Here is a 21432-nt window from a genome sequence, read left to right on the forward strand (position 1 = left end):
GCCCGGTCCGCCGCCCGGCCACCTGGTACCGCTGGTCCCAGGAAGCGGGGACTCCTGGCAGGCCCCGCCGCACCGGCGCAGCCTGGACCCATGACCACGACACTGATCACCGGGGCCAACAAGGGCCTCGGCTTCGAGACCGCCCGCCGCCTCATCGAAGCGGGCCACACCGTTTACCTCGGCAGCCGGGACGCCGAACGCGGCCGCCGCGCCGCCGATACGCTCGGCGCCCGCCCGCTCCTCATCGACGTCACCGACGACGCATCCGTCGCCGCGGCGGCCGAGACCGTCGAGGCGGACGGCGCCGGTCTGGACGTACTGATCAACAACGCCGGGATCGAGGGCCGGGGCCCCGGCAACAGCGTCATCGGTGCCGCGGACGTCACCGCCGACATGATGCGCGAGACGTTCGAGACGAACGTCTTCGGCACGGTCCGCGTCACCCACGCCTTCCTGCCGCTGCTGCGCCGCTCCGCCGCCCCGGTGATGGTCAACGTCAGCAGCGGCCTCGCCTCGCTGACCGGCCTGAGCACCCCGGGCACACCGGCGTACGGCTATCCGGGCGTCGCCTATCCCGCCTCGAAGGCGGCGGTCAACATGGTCACCGTGCAGTTCGCGAAGGCGTTCCCCGGGATGCGGATCAACGCCGTCGAGCCCGGCTTCACCAAGACGGACCTCAACGGGAACACGGGGATCCAGACCGTGGAGGAGGGGGCCGAGATCATCGTACGGATGGCGCAGGTGGGTGCGGACGGTCCCACGGGCGGCTACTTCGCCGCAGACGGCCCGCTTCCGTGGTGACCTGGGGCACCCCGGGCGCCCGCGGCGCGGGCCGTTGACGGACGCGCGTCCGCCCGCGCCGGGCAGGCCGCCACCGGGGCGTGCCCGGCCCGCCGCGGGCGGGGGGACTCCTGTCTGTCTCGGGCCGACGGCCGCCGCGGTCAGCGGCGTGTGCGCAGCTTGCTCAGCAGGCCCCGCGCCTGGGCGCGGCGGCGCGGGTCGGCGGCCTGGCGGCGCGCCTGGTCGATGGTCCGCCGGCCCTGTGGGCTCCTGGCGAACTGCTTGATGCGTTCCATGACTGAGGGCATGACGTTCCTCCCCGGCCGGTGGGCCGGCACGGCCTCCGCGCCTTCGGTCGGCGTTCGCGTTCTTCCTCGCGTGTACTCCCTGTCCCGGCTACCCCGCATCGGCCGCCCGGCACCTGTGCGATGCCGTTCCGGGCGTCATAAGGCGCGCGGTTGTGGGAACCCGTGGATCACCGGCGACGCGTACAGCGGCGTCACGACCGTTGCCGTCCCGGCAACCGCTCGAAGCAAGGAGGCATCCGTGGGACACGGCGGAGACGTCATTCACGAACTGACCACCGACCACCGCGAAGTCGAGGAGATGTTCGCCCGATTCGAGGCACTGCCGACCGGGGACAGCCGCCGCAAGGAGCTGGCCGACCAGGTCACGATCGAACTCGTGCGCCACTCCGTCGCCGAGGAGATGCATCTCTACCCCGCGGTGCGCAGGTACCTCCCGGACGGCGACTCCCTCGCCGACAAGGAGCTGGAGGAACACAGCACGGCCGAGCGCACCATGAAGGAACTGGAGGGCTGCCGGCCCGACGATCCCCGCTTCGACCAGTTGATGTCCTCTCTGATGAGCGAGATCCGCGAGCACGTCGCCGACGAGGAGAACAACCTGTTCCCCCGGCTGCGCCAGGCGGCCGACGCCGCGGACCTCGAGAAGCTCGGCGAGAAGGTGCGCACGGCCAAGAAGACGGCCCCGACCCGGCCCCACCCGGCCTCCCCGGACAAGCCGCCGGCCAACAAGCTGCTCGCCCCGGGCGCCGGCCTGATCGACAGGCTCCGCGACGCCCTGTCGGGCCGCGGCAAGAGCGACTGACGGGCGGCGAACCGCGCGGCCGCACGGCGCGCCGGGGCCGGGACCGACTGCCGTCCCGGCCCCGGCGCCGTCACGTACGGGGCGCGGGGCACGGGCTCACAGGCCGCAGGCCATGAGAGCGACAGCCCCGTGCGGCCAATTTGCCGGAACGGCAAAGCGCATCGCCCGAGCCGCCGCGCCTGCCGCAGGATCGTTCCGCGTACCCCGTTCGTACGCGTACTGTTCCGCGACCCCCGGGAGATCCCGTGCCCCTCACACCCGCCACCGGCGCACCCGTCCACCGCCTGGTGCCCTCGCCCGCCGGGCGCACCCATCTGGTCGAGCAGGGCGAGGGTCCCCTGGTCCTGCTCGTGCACGGTTTCCCGGAGTCCTGGTACTCCTGGCGGCACCAGCTCCCCGCCCTCGCCGCGGCCGGCTACCGTGCCGTGGCCCTGGACGTGCGCGGCTACGGGCGGTCCTCCCGGCCCGCCGCGCCGGAGGCGTACCGCATGCTCGACCTGGTCGAGGACTGCGTCGCCGTCGTCGAGGCCCTCGGCGAGCCGACGGCGGCGGTCGTCGGGCACGACTGGGGCTCCAACATCGCCGCCACCTGCGCACTCCTGCGGCCCGAGGTGTTCCGCGCCGTCGCCATGCTCAGCGTCCCCTACGCCCCGCCCGGCGGCCCCCGGCCCACCGAGGTCTTCGCACGGATCGGCGGCGAGGACGAGTTCTACGTCTCCTACTTCCAGGAGCCCGGACGCGCCGAGGCGGAGATCGAGCCCGACGTACGGGGCTGGCTGGCCGGCATGTACGCGGCGCTGTCCGCCGACACCATGCCCGCCGCCGACGCACCCGACCCGCACTTCGTCTCCCGCGGCGGACGGATGCGCGACCGGTTCCCGGCCGGCACACTGCCGTCCTGGCTCACGGAGGACGAACTCGACATCTACGCAGGCGAGTTCGAGCGGACCGGACTGACCGGGGCACTCAACCGCTACCGGAACATGGACCGGGACTGGGCCGACCTCACCGCCCACCACGGCGCCGCCATCACCCAGCCCTCCCTGTTCGCGGGCGGCACCCGGGACGCCTCCACCACCTGGCTGAGCGAGGCGATCGAGGCTTTCCCCCACACCCTGCCCGGTCTGGTCGGCTCGCACCTGCTGGAGGGCTGCGGCCACTGGATCCAGCAGGAGCGCCCGGAGGAGATCAACCGCCTGCTCACGGAGTGGCTCGCCGGACTGCCGACCGCCTGACGCCTCGGACCGGCTCCCTCGCCGGAGGGAGCTCCGCGCCGGGCCGCGCCTGCTCCGTATGGCGCCACGTACCGCACCGACCGCGCGGTCCTCGGCGCGTACTGCCGTCTTCCCGGGAACCGCCGGACCAGCATGGTCCGGCGGTTCCGCGTGCCCTACGCCCCGGGTGCGGGCGGACCCGTGCGCACCGACCGTCCCGTACGGTCCCGTCCCCTCCCGGCGGAGGCCGAAGCCATGTCGGACCGCGAACGCCGCGACGCCACACCCGCCCCCGGTGCCACCGCCCCACCGCGGGAGGGGGCAAGGACCTGCCGGCAGGCCCGGCGGCGGACCCGGCGGCCCACCGAGGTCACCCTGTTCAGCGGCGTCTACGGCCTCGTCATGGCCGGCGCCATGGCGGCCGCGCTGGACAGCCCCGGCGAGGCGTCCGACCCCGGCTCCGACGCACTGTGGGTGTTCCTCACCGCCGTCGCCTCCGCGGCGGCCCACGGCTACGCCCACGTTGTCGCCCACCGCGCCTCGTCGGGCGGCAGGGGCGCCCGCGCCGGGCTGCGCGCGATGGCCGCCGAGTGGCCGGTGGTCGCCGCGGCCACCCCCACCGTCGTCCTGCTGCTGCTCTCCCTGCCGCCGCTGTGGACCGAGGGGACGGCGGTCGACACGGCGCTCGTGCTCAACACGCTGCTGCTCACCGGCTGGGGCGTGTGGACCGCGCACAGCGCGGGCCGCGGCCGGGGCGCATGCGTGCGCGCCGGGGCGATCGACATGATCGTCGGACTGGTCATCATCGCGGCCAACGCCCTGATCAAATAAGCCAGTTGGGTCCCCGGGGTGGATGGTGCACGGGGCACGAATCAGCCAACCACCGTGGCGGACCGGCCGTTGTCGTCCGGCCCGGCGCGGATCATACGGGGCGATCTGGCCGGAACGTGATCAGTGTGCTTCCCTGGGAACAGAACCGCACCACTCCGCCCGCAACTCGACACACCGCAGTGCCGGTTGCGGGTCGACACATGTCCACAATCGCCCGGCCCGCGCACGGAGCCGGCGACGAGAGCGAGCACGGGGGCGATGAAGACGACAGCGAGCGACGTGGAGTTCGACGTGGTGAATTTGTCCGGTTCAACCTCGACGGTGGCCGTGGACCTCGACGACTTGCCGGACACCGCGCTCGGTGAATCGTTGCGACGGGTGCTGCGGGATGTCGTGGACGGGACGCTGTCCGACATCGCCGGGTTCAGCTCGGCCATCTGACCCACCGCACGAGGGCACGACGGGAAGCTCTGGCGAGACCGGTCGGGTACCGGGGAGCAGGAGGTGGCGCGTGTCGGAGGTCCGGCCCTTCCGGGAATGGGTGGTCAAGGTCGCGCAGCCCTGCAACCTGGCCTGTGACTACTGCTACGTCTACGAACTGCGGGATTCGACCTGGCGCGACAAACCCCGGGTCATGGCGCCGGAGACGGCCGAACGCCTTGCCGGGAGAATAGCGGAACACGCGAGGGTCCACGCACTGGAAGTGGTCCGGATCGTCCTCCACGGTGGTGAACCGCTGCTCGCCGGCCGGGAGCGAATCGAACACTTGGTAACGGTCCTCCGGTCCGCGCTCCACGGCACCGCCGGTTGTGATATTTCCTTGCAGAGCAACGGAACACTCCTTGATCCACTCTGGTTGGAACTGTTCCGCCGGCACCAGGTGTCGGTGGGGGTCAGCCTCGACGGTGACCGTGGGACCAACGACCTGCATCGTCGTTCCAGGAACGGACGGAGTAGCTACACCGCCGTCCGAAGGGGGCTGGAACTGTTAAGGCAACCGGAGAGCCGTGCCCTCTACCGGGGCCTGTTGTGCACGGTGGATGTCACGACCGATCCGACGGCCGTCTACGAGGCGCTGCTCTCGCACGCGCCCCGGGCCGTCGACTTCCTTCTCCCGCACGCGACGTGGGAATACCCTCCGCCGCACCACGACCCCCGGCGCACGCCGTACGCGCGGTGGCTGCTGACCGTCTTCGACCGGTGGTACTCCGCTCCGCACCGGGAGACGCGGATCCGGCTGTTCGAGGACATCATGGATCTCTCGCTCGGCGGGCGCGCGCGCTCGGCGAGCGTGGGGCTGGGTGAGACCGACTTCATCGTCGTCGAGACCGACGGGACGATGGAGCTGCCCGATTCCCTGAAGGCGGCCTACGAGGGTGCCGCCGCCACCGGAATGAACGTCTTCGACCACGACTTCGACGCTCTGGCACGCCGACCGGACGTCGTCGAGGCGCGGGACGGAGGCCCGGAGGGGCTCGCCGAGGAATGCCGGCGCTGCCCCGTCGTGAGCATCTGCGGGGGAGGACTGCGCACCCACCGCTACGCGCCCGGCACGGGGTTCGCCAACCCCAGTGTCTACACCGCCGATCTGCGCGTGCTCACCACGCACATCCGGGACCGCGCCCTGGCGGACGCCGCCGCACTGCTGGGGAGGGCCTCGTGACCTCCTTCGGTACCCTGCGCATGACGGCCGCCGACTTCGCCGCCGTGGCCGCAGGCCGTCCCACCGGCCAGGCGCTCACCGTGCTCCGTGAGGGGCAGATCAGCAGAAGGCTGCTGATGCTCAAGAGCGTGGCCGACATGGCCCGGCGCACCGTGCCCGATCTGTGGGCGCGCTCCCGCGCCGCCGACGGCTGGGAGCTCTGCAAGCGGGCGCACGGAGCCGACGTGGAGGCGTTCGAACGCGTCGTCCTCGCCCCCCACGTCGGGGTATGGCTCGCCCGGTGCCTGCGCGCCCTCACCGGTTCCGGACCGGCCTCGGGGCTGACCGTCGACCTCGCCCGGCTCGGATCGTTCGCCGCCGCTGCCGCGTTACGCGCCGGACTGCGTCCCGAGGTCACGTTGTCCACACCGGACGGCCTGCTCTGGCTGCCGACGCTGGGTGTGGCCGAACTGCCCGAAGGCACGGACCGTGTCCGGCTCGACGGCCGGCACCTGCACCTGGCGGGACGGACCGTCGCACTGGAGGAGGGCCACGACCGGTGGCAGGACGCGGAGCCCGCGCGGTGGCTGCCCCGACATCGCGTCACGGTCTTCCCCCAGGGCGGGCGGCCAGTGCTGTCGGTGGCGGTCGAGGACGCCGATCCCTACCGGCTGCGGGCCCACGGCCACCCCGTGCAGACGCGGCAGACCCCCTCCCAACTGGCCCGCTGGGAGACGATGTTGGGGGAGGGATGGCGGCTGCTGGCCGACCTGCTGCCCGAGCGCGCCGCCGCCTGCGCCGAGCTGTGCACCGCCCTGGTGCCCCTGCTCCCGGACCCCGCCGGACGCGGACGCAGCTCGTCCTCGCGCGAGGCGTACGGTGCGGTGGCGACCGCTCCCCAGAATGATCCCGCACGCCTGGCGGAGACCCTGCTCCACGAGACCGCGCACGTCGCCTTCGCGGCCCTCACCGATCTGGTCGACCTGGCGGACCCGCGCGACGCGTCGCGTCACCGCGTCGGCTGGCGCCCGGACCCCCGCCCCGTCGGCGCGGTCCTCACCGGCACGCACGCGCATCTCGCACTGCTCCAGTTCTGGGCCCGCCGGAGCCGCGACGTGGACGGCGCGGCCGCCCGGACCGCCGCGGCGCGGTTCGACCACTACGGCCGTCACGTCACCGCCGCCCTCCGGCACCTGGACGGCCACCGGGCGCTGACGCCGCTCGGGACCCTCTTCGTCGACCACATGGTCGCCGAGGCCGAGCACCACGGCCAACGGGTACGCCGCTCCGGGGGAGGGGGTCACCCGGTCGGCGGACCGAAAGAGCAGTCCTCGCCGTCCTCCCTTCGTGTGATGTCGGGTGATTCCGCGCGTCCGTGGGGTAACGAGGGCCGTTCACCGCGCGGGTACGCGGCGGGGGCCGGCGAAGCAGCCGCCGTCACGGGCGGGGACCCATCAGCCATTCAGACGAGGAGGGGGGCATGGACGGAGCAGCCGAGGGCGGTATGGCACCGCGAAAATGGGGCGGACGCGCCATATTGTGCGTGATTGTCACTGCCGTCTCTATCGCCCGTAACGGAACATTCGGTCGATCCTGGGCGCGGGACGGCAACGAGGCCGGTGCCGCCTCCATGTCGTGGCACGCCCGGAGGCCGCCCATGCCCTGGGAACGTGTCATGCAACTGGAGTCACGGTGAGCCACTTCTACCTGAGCCATGTCCGCAGGGTCGACGAGGAGTGGGTCGCGGCATTCTTCCGTGATCTGAGCGTGGCGGTGGGGGCGCGTATCGGGCGACCTCCCGAAACGCTGGGCTCGCGCGGCGATCCGTACACCCTTGACGTGCCTCTCGATTCCCTGAGCCGGTCGACCGTCCTCGTCGCGCTCCTTTCACCGCGTTACTTCAGCCAGTCGTACTGCGTTGCCGAGTGGAACTACTTCCAGCAGCGTCTCGACGTCCACTGGTCCCGCACCGGTCGCCGCGCGGACGCCGTCATCCCGGTCGTCTGGGAACCCGACCCGGACCACCCCCCGGCGGTCACGTCCCCGATCTCCCCCCTGCACGTGCCGTCGCAGGCCTACCAGCGGGACGGTGTACTGCATCTGCTGCGTCTGAAGGCCCGCTACCAGGACGAGTACGGAGAGGTGCTGGACGCCCTGGCGCGCCGGATCGCGGCAGCCCGCGAGGAGCTGCCGGAGATGCACGGCTTCCGGACGACGACCGGCGCCGGTGTCCGCCCCGGTGCCCGCGAGGGCAGACGGGCCATCGACTTCGTCATGGCCTCGATGTCCCGCCAGGAGCTGCCCGCCGACCGGCAGGCACGGCATTTCTACGGGGACCGGTCCCTGGACTGGTCGCCCTACGCCCCCGAGGACAAGGGCGCACTCGCCTCCCTCGTCACGGACGTCGCCACCGCCCTCGACTTCGCACCGGACATCCTCGCGCTGGACGACACCGCCGTCGACCGGGTGGGCGCGGACCCCGACCGGCTGGTAGTGCTCCTCGTGGACGCCTGGGTCGCCCGGATCCGGGAGAAACAACGGCTGTTCTCGGCGGTCGACGGCCGCCCCGGCCGGTCGACCACCGTGCTGGAGCCGCGCAGCGAGGACGACACCGAGTCCGCCGCGCAGGCCGCCGAACTCGACGACGCCGTCGACCGCATGCTCCCGCTGCTGCGGCACAGCTTCGCCGAATACCAGCGGTGGAGTCTGCCCGACTCCGAACGCTTCACCTCCGCGCTCCGCAAGGCGCTGATCCGCCTGCAGAACGACGCCATGAAGTCCGTGGAGGCCGAACGGGCCCCGGCCGCGCCGGCCACCGGCCTCGCTCCATTTCCCCTGCTCGGAAGGCGCTCCTCATGAAGTTCGACTCGGGTGACGCCGGCACCGCGGAGTCCGGCACCATCGTCACCTTCTACTCGTTCAAGGGCGGCACCGGCCGCACCATGTCCTTGGCGAACGTGGCATGGATCCTCGCCAGCAACGGCAAACGCGTACTCGTCATGGACTGGGACCTCGAAGCACCGGGCCTGCACCGTTACTTCACCCCCTTCCTCGGGGACCCCGATCTCGCCTCCACCGAGGGCCTGATCGATCTCGTCCGCAAGTTCGAGCTGCGCGTGCCGCGCACGACCGACGAGGACCTGCGCGAGTACGCCCGCGTCGAGCGCTACGCCACGACGCTGACGTCCACCTTCCCGGACGGCGGGTACATCGACTTCGTCTCCTCGGGCAAGCAGACCGAGGAGTACTCGGAGACGATCAACACCTACGACTGGCGCGGCTTCTACGAACGCCGCGACGGGGCGGCCTTCCTCCACGCGCTGCGCGAGGACATGCGCCGCAACTACGACTACGTCCTGATCGACAGCCGCACCGGCTTCGGCGACACCTCGGGCATCACGACCATGATGCTCCCGGACGTCCTCGTCAACTGTTTCACCCTCAACACCCAGTCGGTGGACGGCGGCGCGGACATCGCCCGGGACGTCAAGCGCGGCGCCCCCCACGTGAAGATCATCCCGGTGCCCATGCGGGTCGACTACGCCGAGCAGGAGAAACTCGAGGCCAGCCGCGACCACGCCCGCCGGCGCTTCCAGGAATTCCTCAAGGACACCCCGCGCGCCTCCGATCCCGACAGCTACTGGGGCGCGGTCGAGATCCCCTACCGCTCGTACTTCGCCTACGAGGAGGTCCTCGCCACCGTCGCCGACACCCCCCGGCAGCCGGCCTCCCTCCTCGCCGCCTACGAGCGCCTCACCGCCACCGTCACCGACGGCGCGGTCACCGCCGTCCAGCCGATCGACGAACAGACCCGCAGGCAACTGCTGGCACGCTTCCAGCGGGTACGGATGCCCGGCGGGGGTATGGTGCCGCGGGTGCGGCTGGACTTCGCCCTGCGCGACGGGGCCTGGGCGGAGTGGCTCGCCGCCCAGATGCAGGCCGCCGGACTCGCCGTCACCCAGCGGGGCAGCAGCCCCTCGGTCCCGCTCGCCGCCCGCCCGGCGGAGAGCGCCGACGTGGTCATCGCCCTGCTGTCGCCCGACTTCGCGACCACCCCCGTGGCCGACGAACTGCGCGCCCTGGCGTCCGCCCCCGAGGGCCCCAGGATCATCGGACTGCGCGCCCGGGAACACACCCCGGAGCCGGCACTGCGAGGGCTGCCGGGCTTCACCCTCGCCGACCTGCCGCCGCAGCAGGCGCTCAACCAGGTGTTCGGCCTCCTCGACCTGGAGCCACCGGCGGCCGTCGCCCCCGAGGGCCCGGCCTATCCGGGCCTGGTCCCCAAGGCGTTCAACGTGCCTCCGCGCAACAACGTCTTCACCGGCCGCGACGGTTACCTGGAACACGTGCGCTCCGAACTCGGCGTGGAGGCGCTGCGACAGGACACCCCGGTGGGCAGGGTCGTCCTCTACGGCCTGGGCGGCATCGGAAAGACCCAGATCGCCCAGGAATACGTCCACCGCTACGGCGCCCAGTACGACGTCGTGCACTGGATCCCCTCCGAACAGCCCGAGGCCATCCCGCAGTTGCTCGCGGACCTCGGCACCGAGCTGGAACTCCCCGGCGCCTCGGTCGACGAGCGCGTCCAGGCCACCCTGGCCGCGCTGCGCACGGGAAGGGTCGGACGCTGGCTGCTGGTCTTCGACAACATCGAGAGCCAGGGCCCGGACCGTCTCGAGGCCTCTGTCTCGCAGTACATCCCCGACGACGGTCCCGGCCACGTCATCGTCACCGCGCGGCGCTCGCCCATCGGCCAGAGCCAGGCTTCCATGGAGGTCGACGCCTTCAGCCGGTCCGAGAGCGTCGCCCTGCTGCGCCGCCGGGTCGACGGACTGTCGAACGCCGACGCCGACCGGATCGCCGACCGGCTCGGCGACTTCCCGATGGCCATGGAGATGGCGGCGGCGTGGCTGCGCCAGACCGCCATGCCCCTGGACACCTACCTCGACCTGGTCAACAGCCGGGTCAGCGCCGTGTTGCGCCGCGAAGGCGCCGTCGGGGACGGTCCGCAGCAGCAGTCCCTCACCGCGGTCTGGCGGCTCTCCGTCGACCGGCTCGCCCAGGACCGTCCGGCTGCCGTCCGGCTGCTGGAACTCTGTTCGTTCCTCTCCCCCGAGCCCATCGCGCACTCCCTGCTCTACAGCGACGGCATGCGCAACTACCTCGCCGAAGCGACCGGGGACAGCTCCGTCTTCGACCCGATGGTGATGGGCTACCTGATCCGCGACCTGGGCCGGTACGCCCTCGCCACCGTGGACCAGCGCAACCGCTTCATCCAGGTGCACCGGCTGCTCCAGGCCGCCGTCCGCGAGTGGCTCCAGGAGGATCCGGCCCGCGAGGAACACGTCCGTCACCACGCCCACCTGGTACTGGCCAGCGCCCTGCCCTCGGCGGCGCTGCCGGAGGAGGACGTGACGGTACGCCAGCGCTTCGCCGAACTCCTGCCCCACCTGGAACCCTCCCGGGCCATCTCCAGCACCGACCCACGTGTCTGCGAATGGGTCATCCGGCAGGTCCGCAACCAGTGGGGGATCGACGACCACCGGGCCGCGGCCGCCCTGGGCCGCCGTGCCCTGAACACCTGGGGCGAGTCACTGGGCCGTGACCACCACCTGACGCTGCGGCTGGCCGCGCAGGTGGCCAACCCACTGCGGTCCCTCGGCCGGTTCGAGGAGGCCTACGAGCTGGACGCCGACACCCTCCGGCGTCAGCAAGAGCAACTCGGCCAGACCCACGGCCACACCCTCGTCACGGCCCGTAACTACGGAGGCGACCTGCGCGGTCTCGGCCGCTACGAGGAGGCCTACGAGTCCGACAAGGAAACCTACGATCTCTGCCGCACCAACCCCGACTTCGGCGAGGAACACGAATCCACCCTGCGGGCCGCGAACAACCTGGGCGTCTCGCTCAACCTCGCGGGCCGGCCGCAGGAGGCACTCAAACTGGCCGAGGAGGCCTACGCGAAGTGTCGCTCGGCACTCGGGGTGCGCAACCGGCTCACCTGGATCCTCGCCAACGGCGTGGCACTGGACCGCCGCGAAATGGGCGACTACCAGGGCTCCCTGGAGCTGCTGACCGAGATCCGCAGGCGGTTCGCCGGTCTGCTGGGCGAGAACGCGGACGACGTGCTGCGCACCGACGCCTCCCTCGCCGTCACCCAGCGCCGCCTGGGCAACCACACCGCCGCCGAGGCGTTGACCCGGACGACGATGAACGCCTACCGCCAGCGGTACGGGGAGTTCCACCCCGAAACCATGTCGTGCGGCGCCAACCTCGCCTGCGACCTGCTGGCCCTCTCGGACACCCAGCCCGAACGGCGGGCCGAGGCAGCCGAGCTGGGCAAGGACAACCTCGAGGTCTACAAGGGCCGACTGGGCGCCGACCACCCCTTCTCCCTCGCCGCGGCCACCAACCTCGTGGCCATCCTGCGTGCCCGGGACGAGGCGACGGAAGCGCTCAAGCTCGCCGACGACACCTTGCGGCAGTTGGTCGGGCGGCTCGGGGAGCGGCACCCCGCCGCCGTCGCCTGCCGGGCCAACCGTGCGGGGGCGCTCTCCGCGCTGGGCCGGCACCGGGAGGCGACGGCGGAGGACGAGAAGGTGCACGAGGCCTACCTCGAGCTGTACGGCGCGGACCATCCGAGGGTCCTGTGCGCGCGGTACAACTCGGCCCTGGAACGGGTCCTCGCCGGTGACGAGGAGGCCGAGACCGCGCTGCGGGAGGCGGGGGAGGAAACGGAGCGCACACTCGGTCCGCGCCACCCCACCTGCCGGGCGATGGTGAACCGCCGACGGATCGACTTCGACCTGGAGATGCCGCCGATCTGATCGGGCGACCGTCCTCGGACGCGTACGCTTCGCGGGCCCCGGCCGACCGGTCGGGGCCCGCGGGCTGTCGGCCCGCCCCCCACGCCGGTCGACGCGCGTCAATTCTGGCGGGACGTGGCGTACTTGCGGACGAACCGGCGGACCGTGCGGTTCATCTCCTCCTCGCGCCAGGACGGCAGACCGTCCAGCAGGGTGTGGGCGCCGGCCGTACCCAGCAGATCGCCGTCGACGACGAACAGGAACAGCACGCCCACCGGGAACTCGGCGTCCAGCGTCCGCACCAGGTCGCTGTCCGGTGGATGCGGGACGATCACCACCACGGGGCCGAAGTCCCGCTCGTGCTCGCGCAGGGTCTCCTCGTCGTAGACGTCGACGTCCTCCAACAGGTCCCGGATGCCCACCACCAGGCCGTCCAGGACACCGGTGCCCGCGGTGATCGGCACCACGAAGTGGTCCCAGGCCAGGGGCTGTTCGGTCGCCCGGTGGACGTAACGCCGGGCGGTGTCCGTGGAGCGGGCGGGCAGCACGGCGACGCGGGGACCGGCCCCGCACAGCGCCTCGCGCAGCCGGTCGGCCTCGGCGCCCGGCACCCGGGCGTGGGTCACGCTCAGCTCGATCAGTTCCCGGGAGTCCCCGGGCCCCGGCAGCGGCAGCAGTTCGGTCAGGGCGGCCCGCAACGGGTCGGCGTCCGCCTCCTGTTCACTCGGCCGCTCGGCGAGCAGACCGGAGGCGAGGCGGTGCTGCTTCAGGGGCGACAGCCCGGCCAGCGGCACCCCCAGCGTCACGCTGGCGCGGTCCAGGCTGCGGTCGGGCACTTCACGCAGGTGCCGTACCACCTGGTGGTGCACCCGGGAGTCGTTCAGCCCGGCCCGCATCAGCTCCAACTGCGGCGCGATGTCCCGCCGTACGGCCTCCAGATCACCCCGCTCCGGCCACTCGACGGTCTGCCGCCGGGACGGGTTGAGGGAGTTGAGCCCGCTGCGCTCCAGCGCCTTCAGGTCCACCTCCGGCAGCATCAGCAGGATGACCGGGAAGCCGTCGGTGCGGTTGCGCAGCTCCGCCATGGCGAGTTCGTTCTGCACATGCTCGGACTTCAGGGCGTGCACCGACACGATGAGCAGCATGCCGTGCGCGCTGCCCATGCCGTCGGATATCGCCTCCATCCACTCCTGCCCGGGCACCAGCGACTCCCGGTCCACGACGACCGGGGCGCAGCCCTCCGCGCGCAGCAGCTCCTCCATGGCGCGCCGCGCGGGCCAGCAACTGCACGGGCAGTCCAGGGGCTCGCTGCGGCTGAGGAAGACATGGGGACCTGGCATGGTGCTCCTCGCTGAACTGGGGACGGGGTGACGCCGGCCGGTCGTGACCCGCGGCGTGCGACGTCAGGGGACGGGTGGGCCGAAGGGGTCGGTCGCCTCCGTCGACCGGGGGCCCGGAGCGGGACGGAGCCGGAACCAGCGGGTGCGGCCCGGTCCGAGAGAGAGTGTGAAGACGCCGTCCGTCATGCGTAGGGTGTCCGGCTCGGCGGCGGACGGGTGTGGATCCGGGAGGTCGTGTGCGATCTCGACGAGTTCGGGCGGTTCGAGTGGTTCGGGCAGTCCGGGCGGTTCGGATGTCGGAGTCGGGGCCGGCCAGGGGACACGGGCGACGATCGGGGTGCCGGCGGTGTTGGTCAGGCACAGTACCGTCTGGCCGGCGCGGCTGCGGCGGACGCCGGTGAGCCGTGGGTCCCCGGTCGGGTGCGGGGTGAACTCGTCGCCGCGCACGGCCAGTTGGGTGGCCCGCGCGGCCAGCAGGGTGCGCAGGGCCGTCGCCTCGGGCGTCGCCGCGTCCAGGACCGCGAGGGGGACCTCGTGGCAGCCGGGCAGGGCCAGCAGCAGACAGGCCTCGGTGTACGGGGCGTCGGGCGGCAGTGCCCAGGGGGGAACCGGCTGCGAGGCACCCGCCGGTGCGTGCGGCGGTGCGCCGAGGACGAGGTGGCAGTGGGTGGCGGCGACAGCCGCACCGGAACCGTCGCCCCGTTCCGTTCCGCCCCGACCCCCGCTCCCGGCCCTGTGCCCGTCTCCGTTCCCGTCTTGGTCCGTCACCCCCACCAGCGCCGCTCCGGGGAACGCGTCCAGCAGGTGGCGGAGCCGGGTGAGCAGGGCCTCGGGCCAGTGGGCGGCGTCGCGCAGACGCAGGCCGTCGAGCCCTTCCTCCAGCAGGTCGTACGCCCGCCGCAGCAGCGCCCCGTGCGCGGCGGTGTCCTCGGGCGGGCGCAGATCGGCCAGTACCCGCAGGCCCTGGGCCCGTGCCTGCTCCACCAGGGCCGCCGTACGGGACGCGCCCGGTAGGAGGGAGGCGGGCAGGCAGACGTGGCCGACGCCCCAGCGGCGCGCCCGCGCCGGCAGCCGGAGATCGCTCCCGGACAGCGCCACCCCCACGCTGTCGCGGAGCCAGGCAGGGCCGGTTCCGTCCGGTGCGGTGGGCACGGGGGCCGGGGTGAACAGGTGGGCCCGGCCGTCCTCGGAACGGATCTCCACCTCGCCGCCGTGCCCCGTCAGCAGCAACCGTCCGCCCGGTGCGGGACACACCTCCCGCACCGAGAAGGGCACCGGCGCCTCCGCCACCGGTCCGCCGTCCGGCCACGGCAGCCGCAGCAACCGGGGACCGCCGTCCGCCGCCACGACCAGCCCGGCCTCGGGCGAGACCGCGAGTGAGACGGCCGGGGCCGGCAGCACGGCCAGGACGTCCCAGTCGTCCTCCTCACGACGGCCGCGGGTCTCCCCGCCGTAGTCCCCGCCGCCGCCCCGGGTCCCGGCCGTGTCGCCGTCCGGCCGCCAGGCGTGGATCCGGCCGTCCTCCGTCGCCCACACCACCGCGCCCGACGCCGGGTCGCCGGTCAGGGCGGTGATCGCCCGGCCGGTGCCCCACAGCATCGTCGGCGGGCCGGTGCCCGACGACGGGCGATGGACGGCGAGATCGCCCCGCGCGTCCGCCACCGCCACCACCCCGGCCCGGACCGAGGTCCACAGCGCCACCACCCGGGCCGAGTGCGTCAGCGTCGCCAGATCGCGGCGCGGATCGCCGTCGGCCGCCAGGACCACTTCGGTCCCCGACGCCAGGCACAGCACGGTCTGCCGGGTCAGCCGCGACCAGCCCAGCGCCGTCGGCTCCGCCATCGCCGCCGGGAGCCGGTGCAGGACGGCGTCGGCCGTGCCGTCCAGCGCCGTCGACACCACGTGCAGGCCGCTGCCGGTCACCGCCGCCGTGGCGGCGGGGCCCGCGTCCGCCACGGCCAACAGGCGCGGAGCGTCCGGCAGTTCGAGCGGCATCACGGTCTCGCCGTCGTCGACCGAGAGGTCGGTGCGCCCGTCCGCGGTGACCGCCGTCGCCCCGCGTCCGGCGGCCCGTACGCAGGCCAGGGTGCCGCCCAGTTCCGCCCGCGCGTGCAGCACCGTGCCGTCGGGACGGGCCTCGGCGATGACGCCGAGGCGCAGCGCGGCCCGCTCGTCGTCGTACAGGTCCAGCTCGTGCCAGCCGGCCCCGGGCAGCGCGCCGCGCAGCCGCAGCCGGACCCGGGCGGCGCCGCTCGCAGGGCAGACCAGCGCGTCGGGCTCCGGCGGCCGGGTCAGCACGATGCCGTCCGCCACCGGCCGCACGCCGATGTCGACCTCGCTGTGCACCAGGGACCGCACCGCCCGCACCCGGTCGGCGCCGGTGCGGGCGGCGACACCGGTGGGCGGTTCCATGCCCAGCCGTTCCGCCGCCATCACCTGCAGCCGCCATGCCGGCCAGGAGCCGTGCACGTCCTCGGGCAACCGGGGAAGGAAGCGCAGCACCCAGCGGCTGGCGTCGGCCGCCCCGGCGCCGTCGGCGAGGACCTGCCGGAACAGTGGGGCCAGGGCCTCCTCGACCTCCGCCTCGGCCGGCCGCGGTCCGATCGTGGCCCGCCACAGCAGCTCCTCGAAGGCACGCACGAGGGGCGGGGCGGCGCGGTGGGCGTTGCGGGTGTACTCGCGCACCGAGCCGAGCAGGCTCAGGTCCCGCACCGACAACTGCTGTCGCAGCTCGGCGCCGACCTCCGGGTTCAGCACCAGCGCCCGGCTGTCGGCGGCCTCCACCAGCGGCGAGAACCACAGCCTGGCCTCGAGGCCGATGCCGCTGCGCGGCAGGAACCGCAGCCGGGCGCCGCGCACGAAGTACGGCTCGGCCTGCGCCGCCAGGCACAGCGAGCGCGCCAGCAGCACCACGTCGGGCTGGTCGCGGCGCTGCTCGGCGATGAGCCGGAAGGCGCTGCTGCGCTCGGGGGCCGCCGTCACGACCCGCGCCCCGGCCTGCGCCGGCCGACGCGGGCGGCGGACCGCCCCGTGCGCACCGGGATGCCGCGGTCCAGGGTGAGCAGCGTGGTGAGCTGCCGGATCGCGGCCGGGTGCTCCCGCACGGGGTACGGGGTGAGGCAGATGACGGGATTGCCCGCCGCGCACAGCCGGCGCAGGTACGGCAGCCACTGGGCGGGGGTGGCGTGGTGACGGCCGGGCAGCGGCGGCCGCAGCCGGCCGAGGTCGGACATGAGCAGGACGGGCTGTCCGTGCGGCGGGACGGGGTGCGGTCCCCAGGTGCGTCCGCCGTCGCGGCTGGCGCCCCGGGTGAGCCGGAAGTCGAGCACGGTCAGCCGGTCGGGCGGCACCACCCGGGCGGCGAGGGAGGCCAGCCAGGCCTGGTCCTCGCGGAAGGGCCGCATCGACTCGCCCCGGTCCAGCAGCAGGTGCACCCCGGCCCGGGTGGTCGCCCGCTGCCGGTACGGAACCCGGGGACGGCCGAGGGGGCCGCCGGCGAGGCTCCGGACCACCAGCTCCATGAGCCGGTCGTGGTCGACGGTGTGCCCGCTGCGGTACGTGCTGGCCACGGCGAGGAAGACGGCCCGTTCGGTCCGCGGGTCCCACGGCGGTGCGGGCCGGGGCGGGGCGCTGGTCCAGGGGACGTCGAGGATGTCGGGCGGCTCCGGCGGGTCCGGCGCGTCGGCGAGGTCACGCAGGGCGGGCTCGCCGTCGGGGCCGGTGGGGCCCGGCGGGGGGAGCGGCGCGCGGAGCATGAGGAGGGAGGCTCCGGTGGTCTCCGGGATCGCGGGGTGGCTCCCGGGGCCGGAACCGTCTGACGCGGACGCGGACCCGGACCCGGACCCCGGCCCGGTCCGGCGCGCGGCTGCGGCTGTCGGGGTGGGGGTGTCGGCTCGCGTGACCGCCCCGTTCCCGCCCCCTCCTCCACCCCCGGATCCGTCTGCGTCGACCGGCGCCGCGGTTCGGCGGGAGGCCGTCGGCGGGCGGTCCAGGCGTGTCGGCCGTGACCCGGGGCCGGCGTGCAGGGAGCGCACCGGCCGTCGTCGCTCCGCGCCCCGGCCCCCGGTGCCCGGCCCGCCGTCCGCGTCGGTCGCCCCGGTCCCGACGGACCCCGGGTCCGCCGGGACCGGGCCGGGCCCCGACGGCAGTCCCATCGCGTCGGCCAGCCGTGCCACACCTTCGGCGTCCCGTACGCCCAGCAGACGGGCGGCCCGCAGCAGGTCCCCCACCTGGGCCCGGCGTGAGCTCATGCGTACGGCAGGACGTCGGTGGAGCCCTTGACCATGGCGAGGCCCGCCACCGCGCGCCACTCCGGGGAGTCGGCGGTGAGCCCCATCTGCCGGCAGGCCCGCAGCGTGTCGAGGAACTCCGCCGTGCTCGCCACCGGCCGCGCGGCGGACGACTCGGCGTCGAACATCTCGGCCAACTCGCTCGCGAGCAGCGGGTCGTAGGCCGCGCCCATGTGCAACTGGGCCACTCGCAGCAGGTGTTCGCGGTCCGGGGGTTCCAGGACCAGCGGGATGCAGCGGCGCCGGAAGGCGGCCGACAGTTCCCGTTCCTCGTTGCTGGTGATGACCACCAGGGGCGCGCCGATCCCCTCCGCGGCCGTCACGAGACGGCGGCCCGGACCCTCGAAGCGCAGGTTGTTCAGCGGGTCGAGGAGCGCGTCCGGCACGTCCGGATCCGCCTTGTCGATCTCGTCGATCAGCACCACGGCCGGGCGTCCGCGCAACGCCGGATCCGCCCCCGCGCCCACGGCTTCCCCGGCCGCGGAGCCGGCGGGATCGGCGGAGTCGGCGAACACCGGGTCGACGGACGGGTCGAGGGCCTTCCACAGCACGCCCGGCCGGAAGTACGCGGGCGAGTCGGGGGCGCCGAGCCTCCCCGAGTACGCGTCGTTGAGCTGCCGGAACGCCTCCTCGCGCCAGAGCAGGTCGTGCGGCTCGGTACGGGCGGTGACGACCTCGGCGTAGTAGCGCAGCCTCATCAGCCGGGCCACATTGGGCGCCAGGGTGGACTTGCCGGAGCCGGGCGGGCCGAGCACCAGCAGGGGGCGGCCGGTGGCCAGGGCGATGTTGACGGCCAGGACCGTACGGTCGTCGAAGAGGTACACCTCGTCGTCCGGCCGGGCCACGCCGCGCGGCGGGAGCGGCGGCAAGGGATCGGGGTGCGGGGTTCCGGTGAGCTCCTCGTCGGGGTCGAAAAGCTTGACGTAGCCCACTGTTTCCCCCTGGTCCCCGTACCGTGAAAGCTCCCTCGCAGAGGGTAGCCGACACTCCGTCAGTGCTGAAGATTGCCTCCGCGGGCCCGGCCCGGACGCACCACCCGCACACCGGGGAACGCCGCCCCCTGCCTGGGCGTTCCGCCCGGCCGGGGAACGGCGTGCGCCCCGGCGCGCGCGGACGGCCGTGCTCCCGGCGACACCAGGTCGACCTGGCTGAGCCAGGGCATGTCGTACAGACCCTCCGGCACCGGCCCGCCGTCCGGCCACGGTTCCAGAGTGAGGAACATGACCGTGGAGGACGCGAGGGCCGTCCAGTCGGTCAGCGCGGGGCAGCGCACCACCCGCAGCGCGCGCAGCCGGGGGCAGGCGTCCAGCGGGGGGAGCGCGGTGCGCGCGGGGTCGTCGGTGAGGACCAGCGTGCGCAGGCCGCGCATTCGCGGCAGCAGCTCGTCCAGGCCCTCCACCGTTCCCTCGCACCACAGTTCCGGGCCATCGGAACCGGCGTCGGCGAGCGCGCGCAGTTCCCCGGCGGAGCGGACGACGGCGCGCCGCACCGGGGCGGGTCCCGCGGGCCGGGCCGTCGGCAGCCGGCGGAGCGGGCGGTGGCCCGCGGTCAGCAGGCCGCGCGGCTCCTTGCTGTTCCGTGCCGCCCGCACCTCCCGCAGCAGCTCCTCCAGCTCGGTGTACCCGGCGCGGGCCATGAGGCGCGCGGCGTCCGCGGGTTCGGCGCCGGCCAGATGGTGGGCCGCCAGGAAGGTGCGGACCGCGGGGTCGGAGAACGCGACCGTGTCGGGGCCGGGCTGGTAGAGCGTGCCCGTACGGTCCGCGAGGGCGGCCAGCAGCCGGTCGGGCGCCGGGGCGGCACCGGCCGCGCGGGTGCCGCGGTCGCGCAGCGCGTCCAGCGCCGTGCGCAGCGGGATGCGCGCGCCGTCCATGTCCAGGGTGGCCACGGCCAGGCTGCCGCAGGCCGTGCGCAGCACGCTGTCCGGCACCGCGGCCCCGTCCTCACGCACCGGGGGCACCCCGCCGGGTTCCGGCCGGGCGCGCCGCCACCCGGCGGAGATCCCGGCCCGCAGGAGCTGGTGTCGCGGGGGCGGACCCGGCAGGGCGTGTGCCCGGGAGGCCCGCCAGATCGCCGCGGTGGCGGCCGGGCGCCCCGCGACACCGGAGAGCACCGGGTCCTCGTCCAGCCGCCGCGTCAGTGCTTGCGACGCCCGCCGGTCGCCGCCGCCGGCCAGGGACTCCAGCAGGGCCCGGACGCCCGCCGGGGCCAGGGCGCGCAGGCGGACGGTGCGGAACTCGGAGCCCAGCCGCTCCCAGGGCACGGTGGCCCCGTTGGTGGCGATGACGCACGGTGCCTGCGGGTGGGCGCGCAGCAGGCGCAGCAGGGACTCCCAGACGGCGGTGCGGTTGCGGGAGGGCACCGCGTCGAGGTCGTCGACGGCGACGAAGGCGTGCCCGGCGCGCAGTTGACGGGCCGCCCAGCCGGCGGGCTCCCGGGCGGCGGCCCCCGGGGCGAGGGCGGGCACCAGCCCGTCCAGGTCCGGGAGCGCCCCCGAGCGGGCGGAGAGCACGAACGGGATCCGGCAGCCCCAGGGCGCCCGCTCGGAGCCGGCCGGGGTGTGCGGGACGGCGTCGAGCGCCCGCCCGGCCAGCCGGGCCAGTTCGGTGCTGTGTCCCGCTCCCAGGGGCCCGACCAGAAGCAGCCGCCGGCCCAGTTCGGGCAGCAGTTCGGCGGGTACGGTCTCGTCCGCGCCGTCGTCGGCCACCAGGGTGCGGGGGACCCGGGGTGCGGGCACGGCCGGTGCCAGGTGTTTGCGGAACTCCTCGGTGAACACGTTGTCGTCCACCGCGAGTGCGCGGGGCGGCTCGCCCGCCGACCGGTCGGGCAGCGGCGGTGCCGTCGTACCACTCCTGACCGCCTCGTTCATGTGTGCGACGATCGCCGTGAGGACCTCGTCCAGGGCTCCGCGGTACCGGGGTGCCTGCATGGTGAGCAGGGCCAGCCCCAGCGAGCGGTACTCCGGCGACTGCCCGGCCGTCAGGACGTCGGCCGCCGCGACCGGTTCCGGCAGCCGCTGCGGGATCGGCTCCCACAGCAGCGGCAGCGCCGTGCGGGGCGCGGTGCCGGTACGGGCCTGGCCCAGCGTCTGGCGGTGCGCGAGGACCGCCCAGTCCTGGTCGGCGGGGCCCTCGCTGAAATAGGAGGGACTGCACAGGGCCAGCACGACGTCGGCGGTGGCCACGCCGGGCGACTCGGCCGGCGCCGTGCGGCGCGCGTCCCGCGGGGGCGGCGCCGGGACACGGGTGAACTGCGGGCCCATGGACGCGTCCAGCCGTCTGCGCAGCTCGTACAGGAAACGGGCCACCCAGGCCTCGTCCCGACCACGCAAATAGCTGACGGCATAGCGGTACACGGACACCACTTCCCCCGTAGTTCGGCTTGCGCACCCGCTTCACGTACCAGTCTGGCACTGCGCCGGGC

The 21432-nt window shown here is 74.0% G+C and carries 15 protein-coding genes; 9 read left to right on the forward strand and 6 right to left on the reverse strand.

The window, feature by feature from the left end:
• The first annotated feature begins 90 nt into the window (after positions 1–90).
• On the forward strand, positions 91–801 hold the full coding sequence (locus QFZ64_RS33035; RefSeq protein WP_307071145.1) for an SDR family NAD(P)-dependent oxidoreductase: 711 nt from the start codon (positions 91–93) through the stop codon (positions 799–801).
• Positions 802–941: 140 nt separating this feature from the next.
• Here the strand turns inward: QFZ64_RS33035 and QFZ64_RS33040 are convergent, their stop codons facing one another.
• Positions 942–1088 carry a hypothetical protein gene (locus tag QFZ64_RS33040; protein WP_307071146.1) on the reverse strand — a complete coding sequence of 49 codons (147 nt, stop codon included), beginning with the start codon at positions 1086–1088 and terminating at the stop codon, positions 942–944.
• A gap of 238 nt (positions 1089–1326) precedes the next feature.
• Here QFZ64_RS33040 and QFZ64_RS33045 point away from each other — a divergent pair, with 238 nt between their 5' ends.
• The 8 genes from QFZ64_RS33045 to fxsT all read left to right on the forward strand — a co-directional run bounded on the left by QFZ64_RS33045 (position 1327) and on the right by fxsT (position 12404).
• Positions 1327–1890, forward strand: coding sequence for a hemerythrin domain-containing protein (locus QFZ64_RS33045; RefSeq protein ID WP_307071147.1), 564 nt, complete (start codon positions 1327–1329; stop codon positions 1888–1890).
• 245 nt (positions 1891–2135) lie between these two features.
• The gene (locus QFZ64_RS33050; RefSeq protein ID WP_307071148.1) at positions 2136–3125 is read left to right on the forward strand and encodes an alpha/beta fold hydrolase; all 990 of its coding nucleotides are present in this window, start codon (positions 2136–2138) and stop codon (positions 3123–3125) included.
• Positions 3126–3359: 234 nt separating this feature from the next.
• Entirely contained in the window at positions 3360–3935 is a 576-nt protein-coding gene (locus QFZ64_RS33055) for a hypothetical protein (RefSeq protein ID WP_307071149.1), read from the forward strand.
• Between the two features lie 258 nt (positions 3936–4193).
• Positions 4194–4376, forward strand: a complete 183-nt coding sequence (fxsA, locus tag QFZ64_RS33060) for an FxSxx-COOH cyclophane-containing RiPP peptide (RefSeq protein WP_307071150.1) — start codon at positions 4194–4196, stop codon at positions 4374–4376.
• A 70-nt stretch (positions 4377–4446) separates the two neighbouring features.
• Entirely contained in the window at positions 4447–5598 is a 1152-nt protein-coding gene (locus QFZ64_RS33065; protein ID WP_307071151.1) for an FxsB family cyclophane-forming radical SAM/SPASM peptide maturase, read from the forward strand.
• A complete protein-coding gene (locus QFZ64_RS33070) occupies positions 5595–7124 on the forward strand; it encodes an HEXXH motif domain-containing protein (RefSeq protein WP_307071152.1) in 1530 nt (509 codons plus the stop codon). Before QFZ64_RS33065 ends, QFZ64_RS33070 begins: the two co-directional genes overlap by 4 nt.
• Positions 7125–7269: 145 nt before the next feature.
• Complete coding sequence (gene fsxC / locus QFZ64_RS33075) at positions 7270–8436, forward strand: FxsC protein (RefSeq protein WP_307071153.1); 1167 nt, start codon at positions 7270–7272, stop codon at positions 8434–8436.
• Positions 8433–12404, forward strand: a complete 3972-nt coding sequence (gene fxsT / locus QFZ64_RS33080; RefSeq protein WP_307071154.1) for an FxSxx-COOH system tetratricopeptide repeat protein — start codon at positions 8433–8435, stop codon at positions 12402–12404. Before fsxC ends, fxsT begins: the two co-directional genes overlap by 4 nt.
• 98 nt (positions 12405–12502) lie before the next feature.
• Here fxsT and QFZ64_RS33085 read toward each other — a convergent pair whose 3' ends face one another.
• The 5 genes from QFZ64_RS33085 to QFZ64_RS33105 form a co-directional block, all read right to left on the reverse strand.
• Complete coding sequence (locus QFZ64_RS33085) at positions 12503–13723, reverse strand: toll/interleukin-1 receptor domain-containing protein (protein WP_307071155.1); 1221 nt, start codon at positions 13721–13723, stop codon at positions 12503–12505.
• Between the two features lie 63 nt (positions 13724–13786).
• Positions 13787–16705 (reverse strand): hypothetical protein, encoded by a 2919-nt coding sequence (locus QFZ64_RS33090; protein ID WP_307071156.1) that lies wholly within the window; start codon positions 16703–16705, stop codon positions 13787–13789.
• Positions 16702–17478, reverse strand: a complete 777-nt coding sequence (locus QFZ64_RS33095; protein WP_307071157.1) for a hypothetical protein — start codon at positions 17476–17478, stop codon at positions 16702–16704. Before QFZ64_RS33095 ends, QFZ64_RS33090 begins: the two co-directional genes overlap by 4 nt.
• Before the next feature lie 491 nt (positions 17479–17969).
• Positions 17970–18944 carry a MoxR family ATPase gene (locus tag QFZ64_RS33100; protein ID WP_307071158.1) on the reverse strand — a complete coding sequence of 325 codons (975 nt, stop codon included), beginning with the start codon at positions 18942–18944 and terminating at the stop codon, positions 17970–17972.
• Positions 18945–19003: 59 nt separating this feature from the next.
• Positions 19004–21364: a large ATP-binding protein gene (locus tag QFZ64_RS33105; protein WP_307071159.1), complete on the reverse strand. Its 2361-nt coding sequence runs from the start codon at positions 21362–21364 to the stop codon at positions 19004–19006.
• Positions 21365–21432: the final 68 nt, after the last annotated feature.

Source organism: Streptomyces sp. B3I8 (assembly GCF_030816915.1).
In the GTDB taxonomy this organism is placed as follows: Bacteria; Actinomycetota; Actinomycetes; order Streptomycetales; family Streptomycetaceae; genus Streptomyces.

What these genes read in the sequence shown, in the direction of transcription:
- QFZ64_RS33035 (WP_307071145.1), top strand. Translation starts at nt 91, where the DNA reads ATGACCACGACACTGATCACCGGGGCCAACAAGGGCCTCGGCTTCGAG.
- QFZ64_RS33040 (WP_307071146.1), bottom strand. Translation starts at nt 1,088, where the DNA reads ATGCCCTCAGTCATGGAACGCATCAAGCAGTTCGCCAGGAGCCCACAG.
- QFZ64_RS33055 (WP_307071149.1), top strand. Translation starts at nt 3,360, where the DNA reads ATGTCGGACCGCGAACGCCGCGACGCCACACCCGCCCCCGGTGCCACC.
- fxsA (WP_307071150.1), top strand. Translation starts at nt 4,194, where the DNA reads ATGAAGACGACAGCGAGCGACGTGGAGTTCGACGTGGTGAATTTGTCC.
- fxsT (WP_307071154.1), top strand. Translation starts at nt 8,433, where the DNA reads ATGAAGTTCGACTCGGGTGACGCCGGCACCGCGGAGTCCGGCACCATC.
- QFZ64_RS33085 (WP_307071155.1), bottom strand. Translation starts at nt 13,723, where the DNA reads ATGCCAGGTCCCCATGTCTTCCTCAGCCGCAGCGAGCCCCTGGACTGC.
- QFZ64_RS33095 (WP_307071157.1), bottom strand. Translation starts at nt 17,478, where the DNA reads ATGCTCCGCGCGCCGCTCCCCCCGCCGGGCCCCACCGGCCCCGACGGC.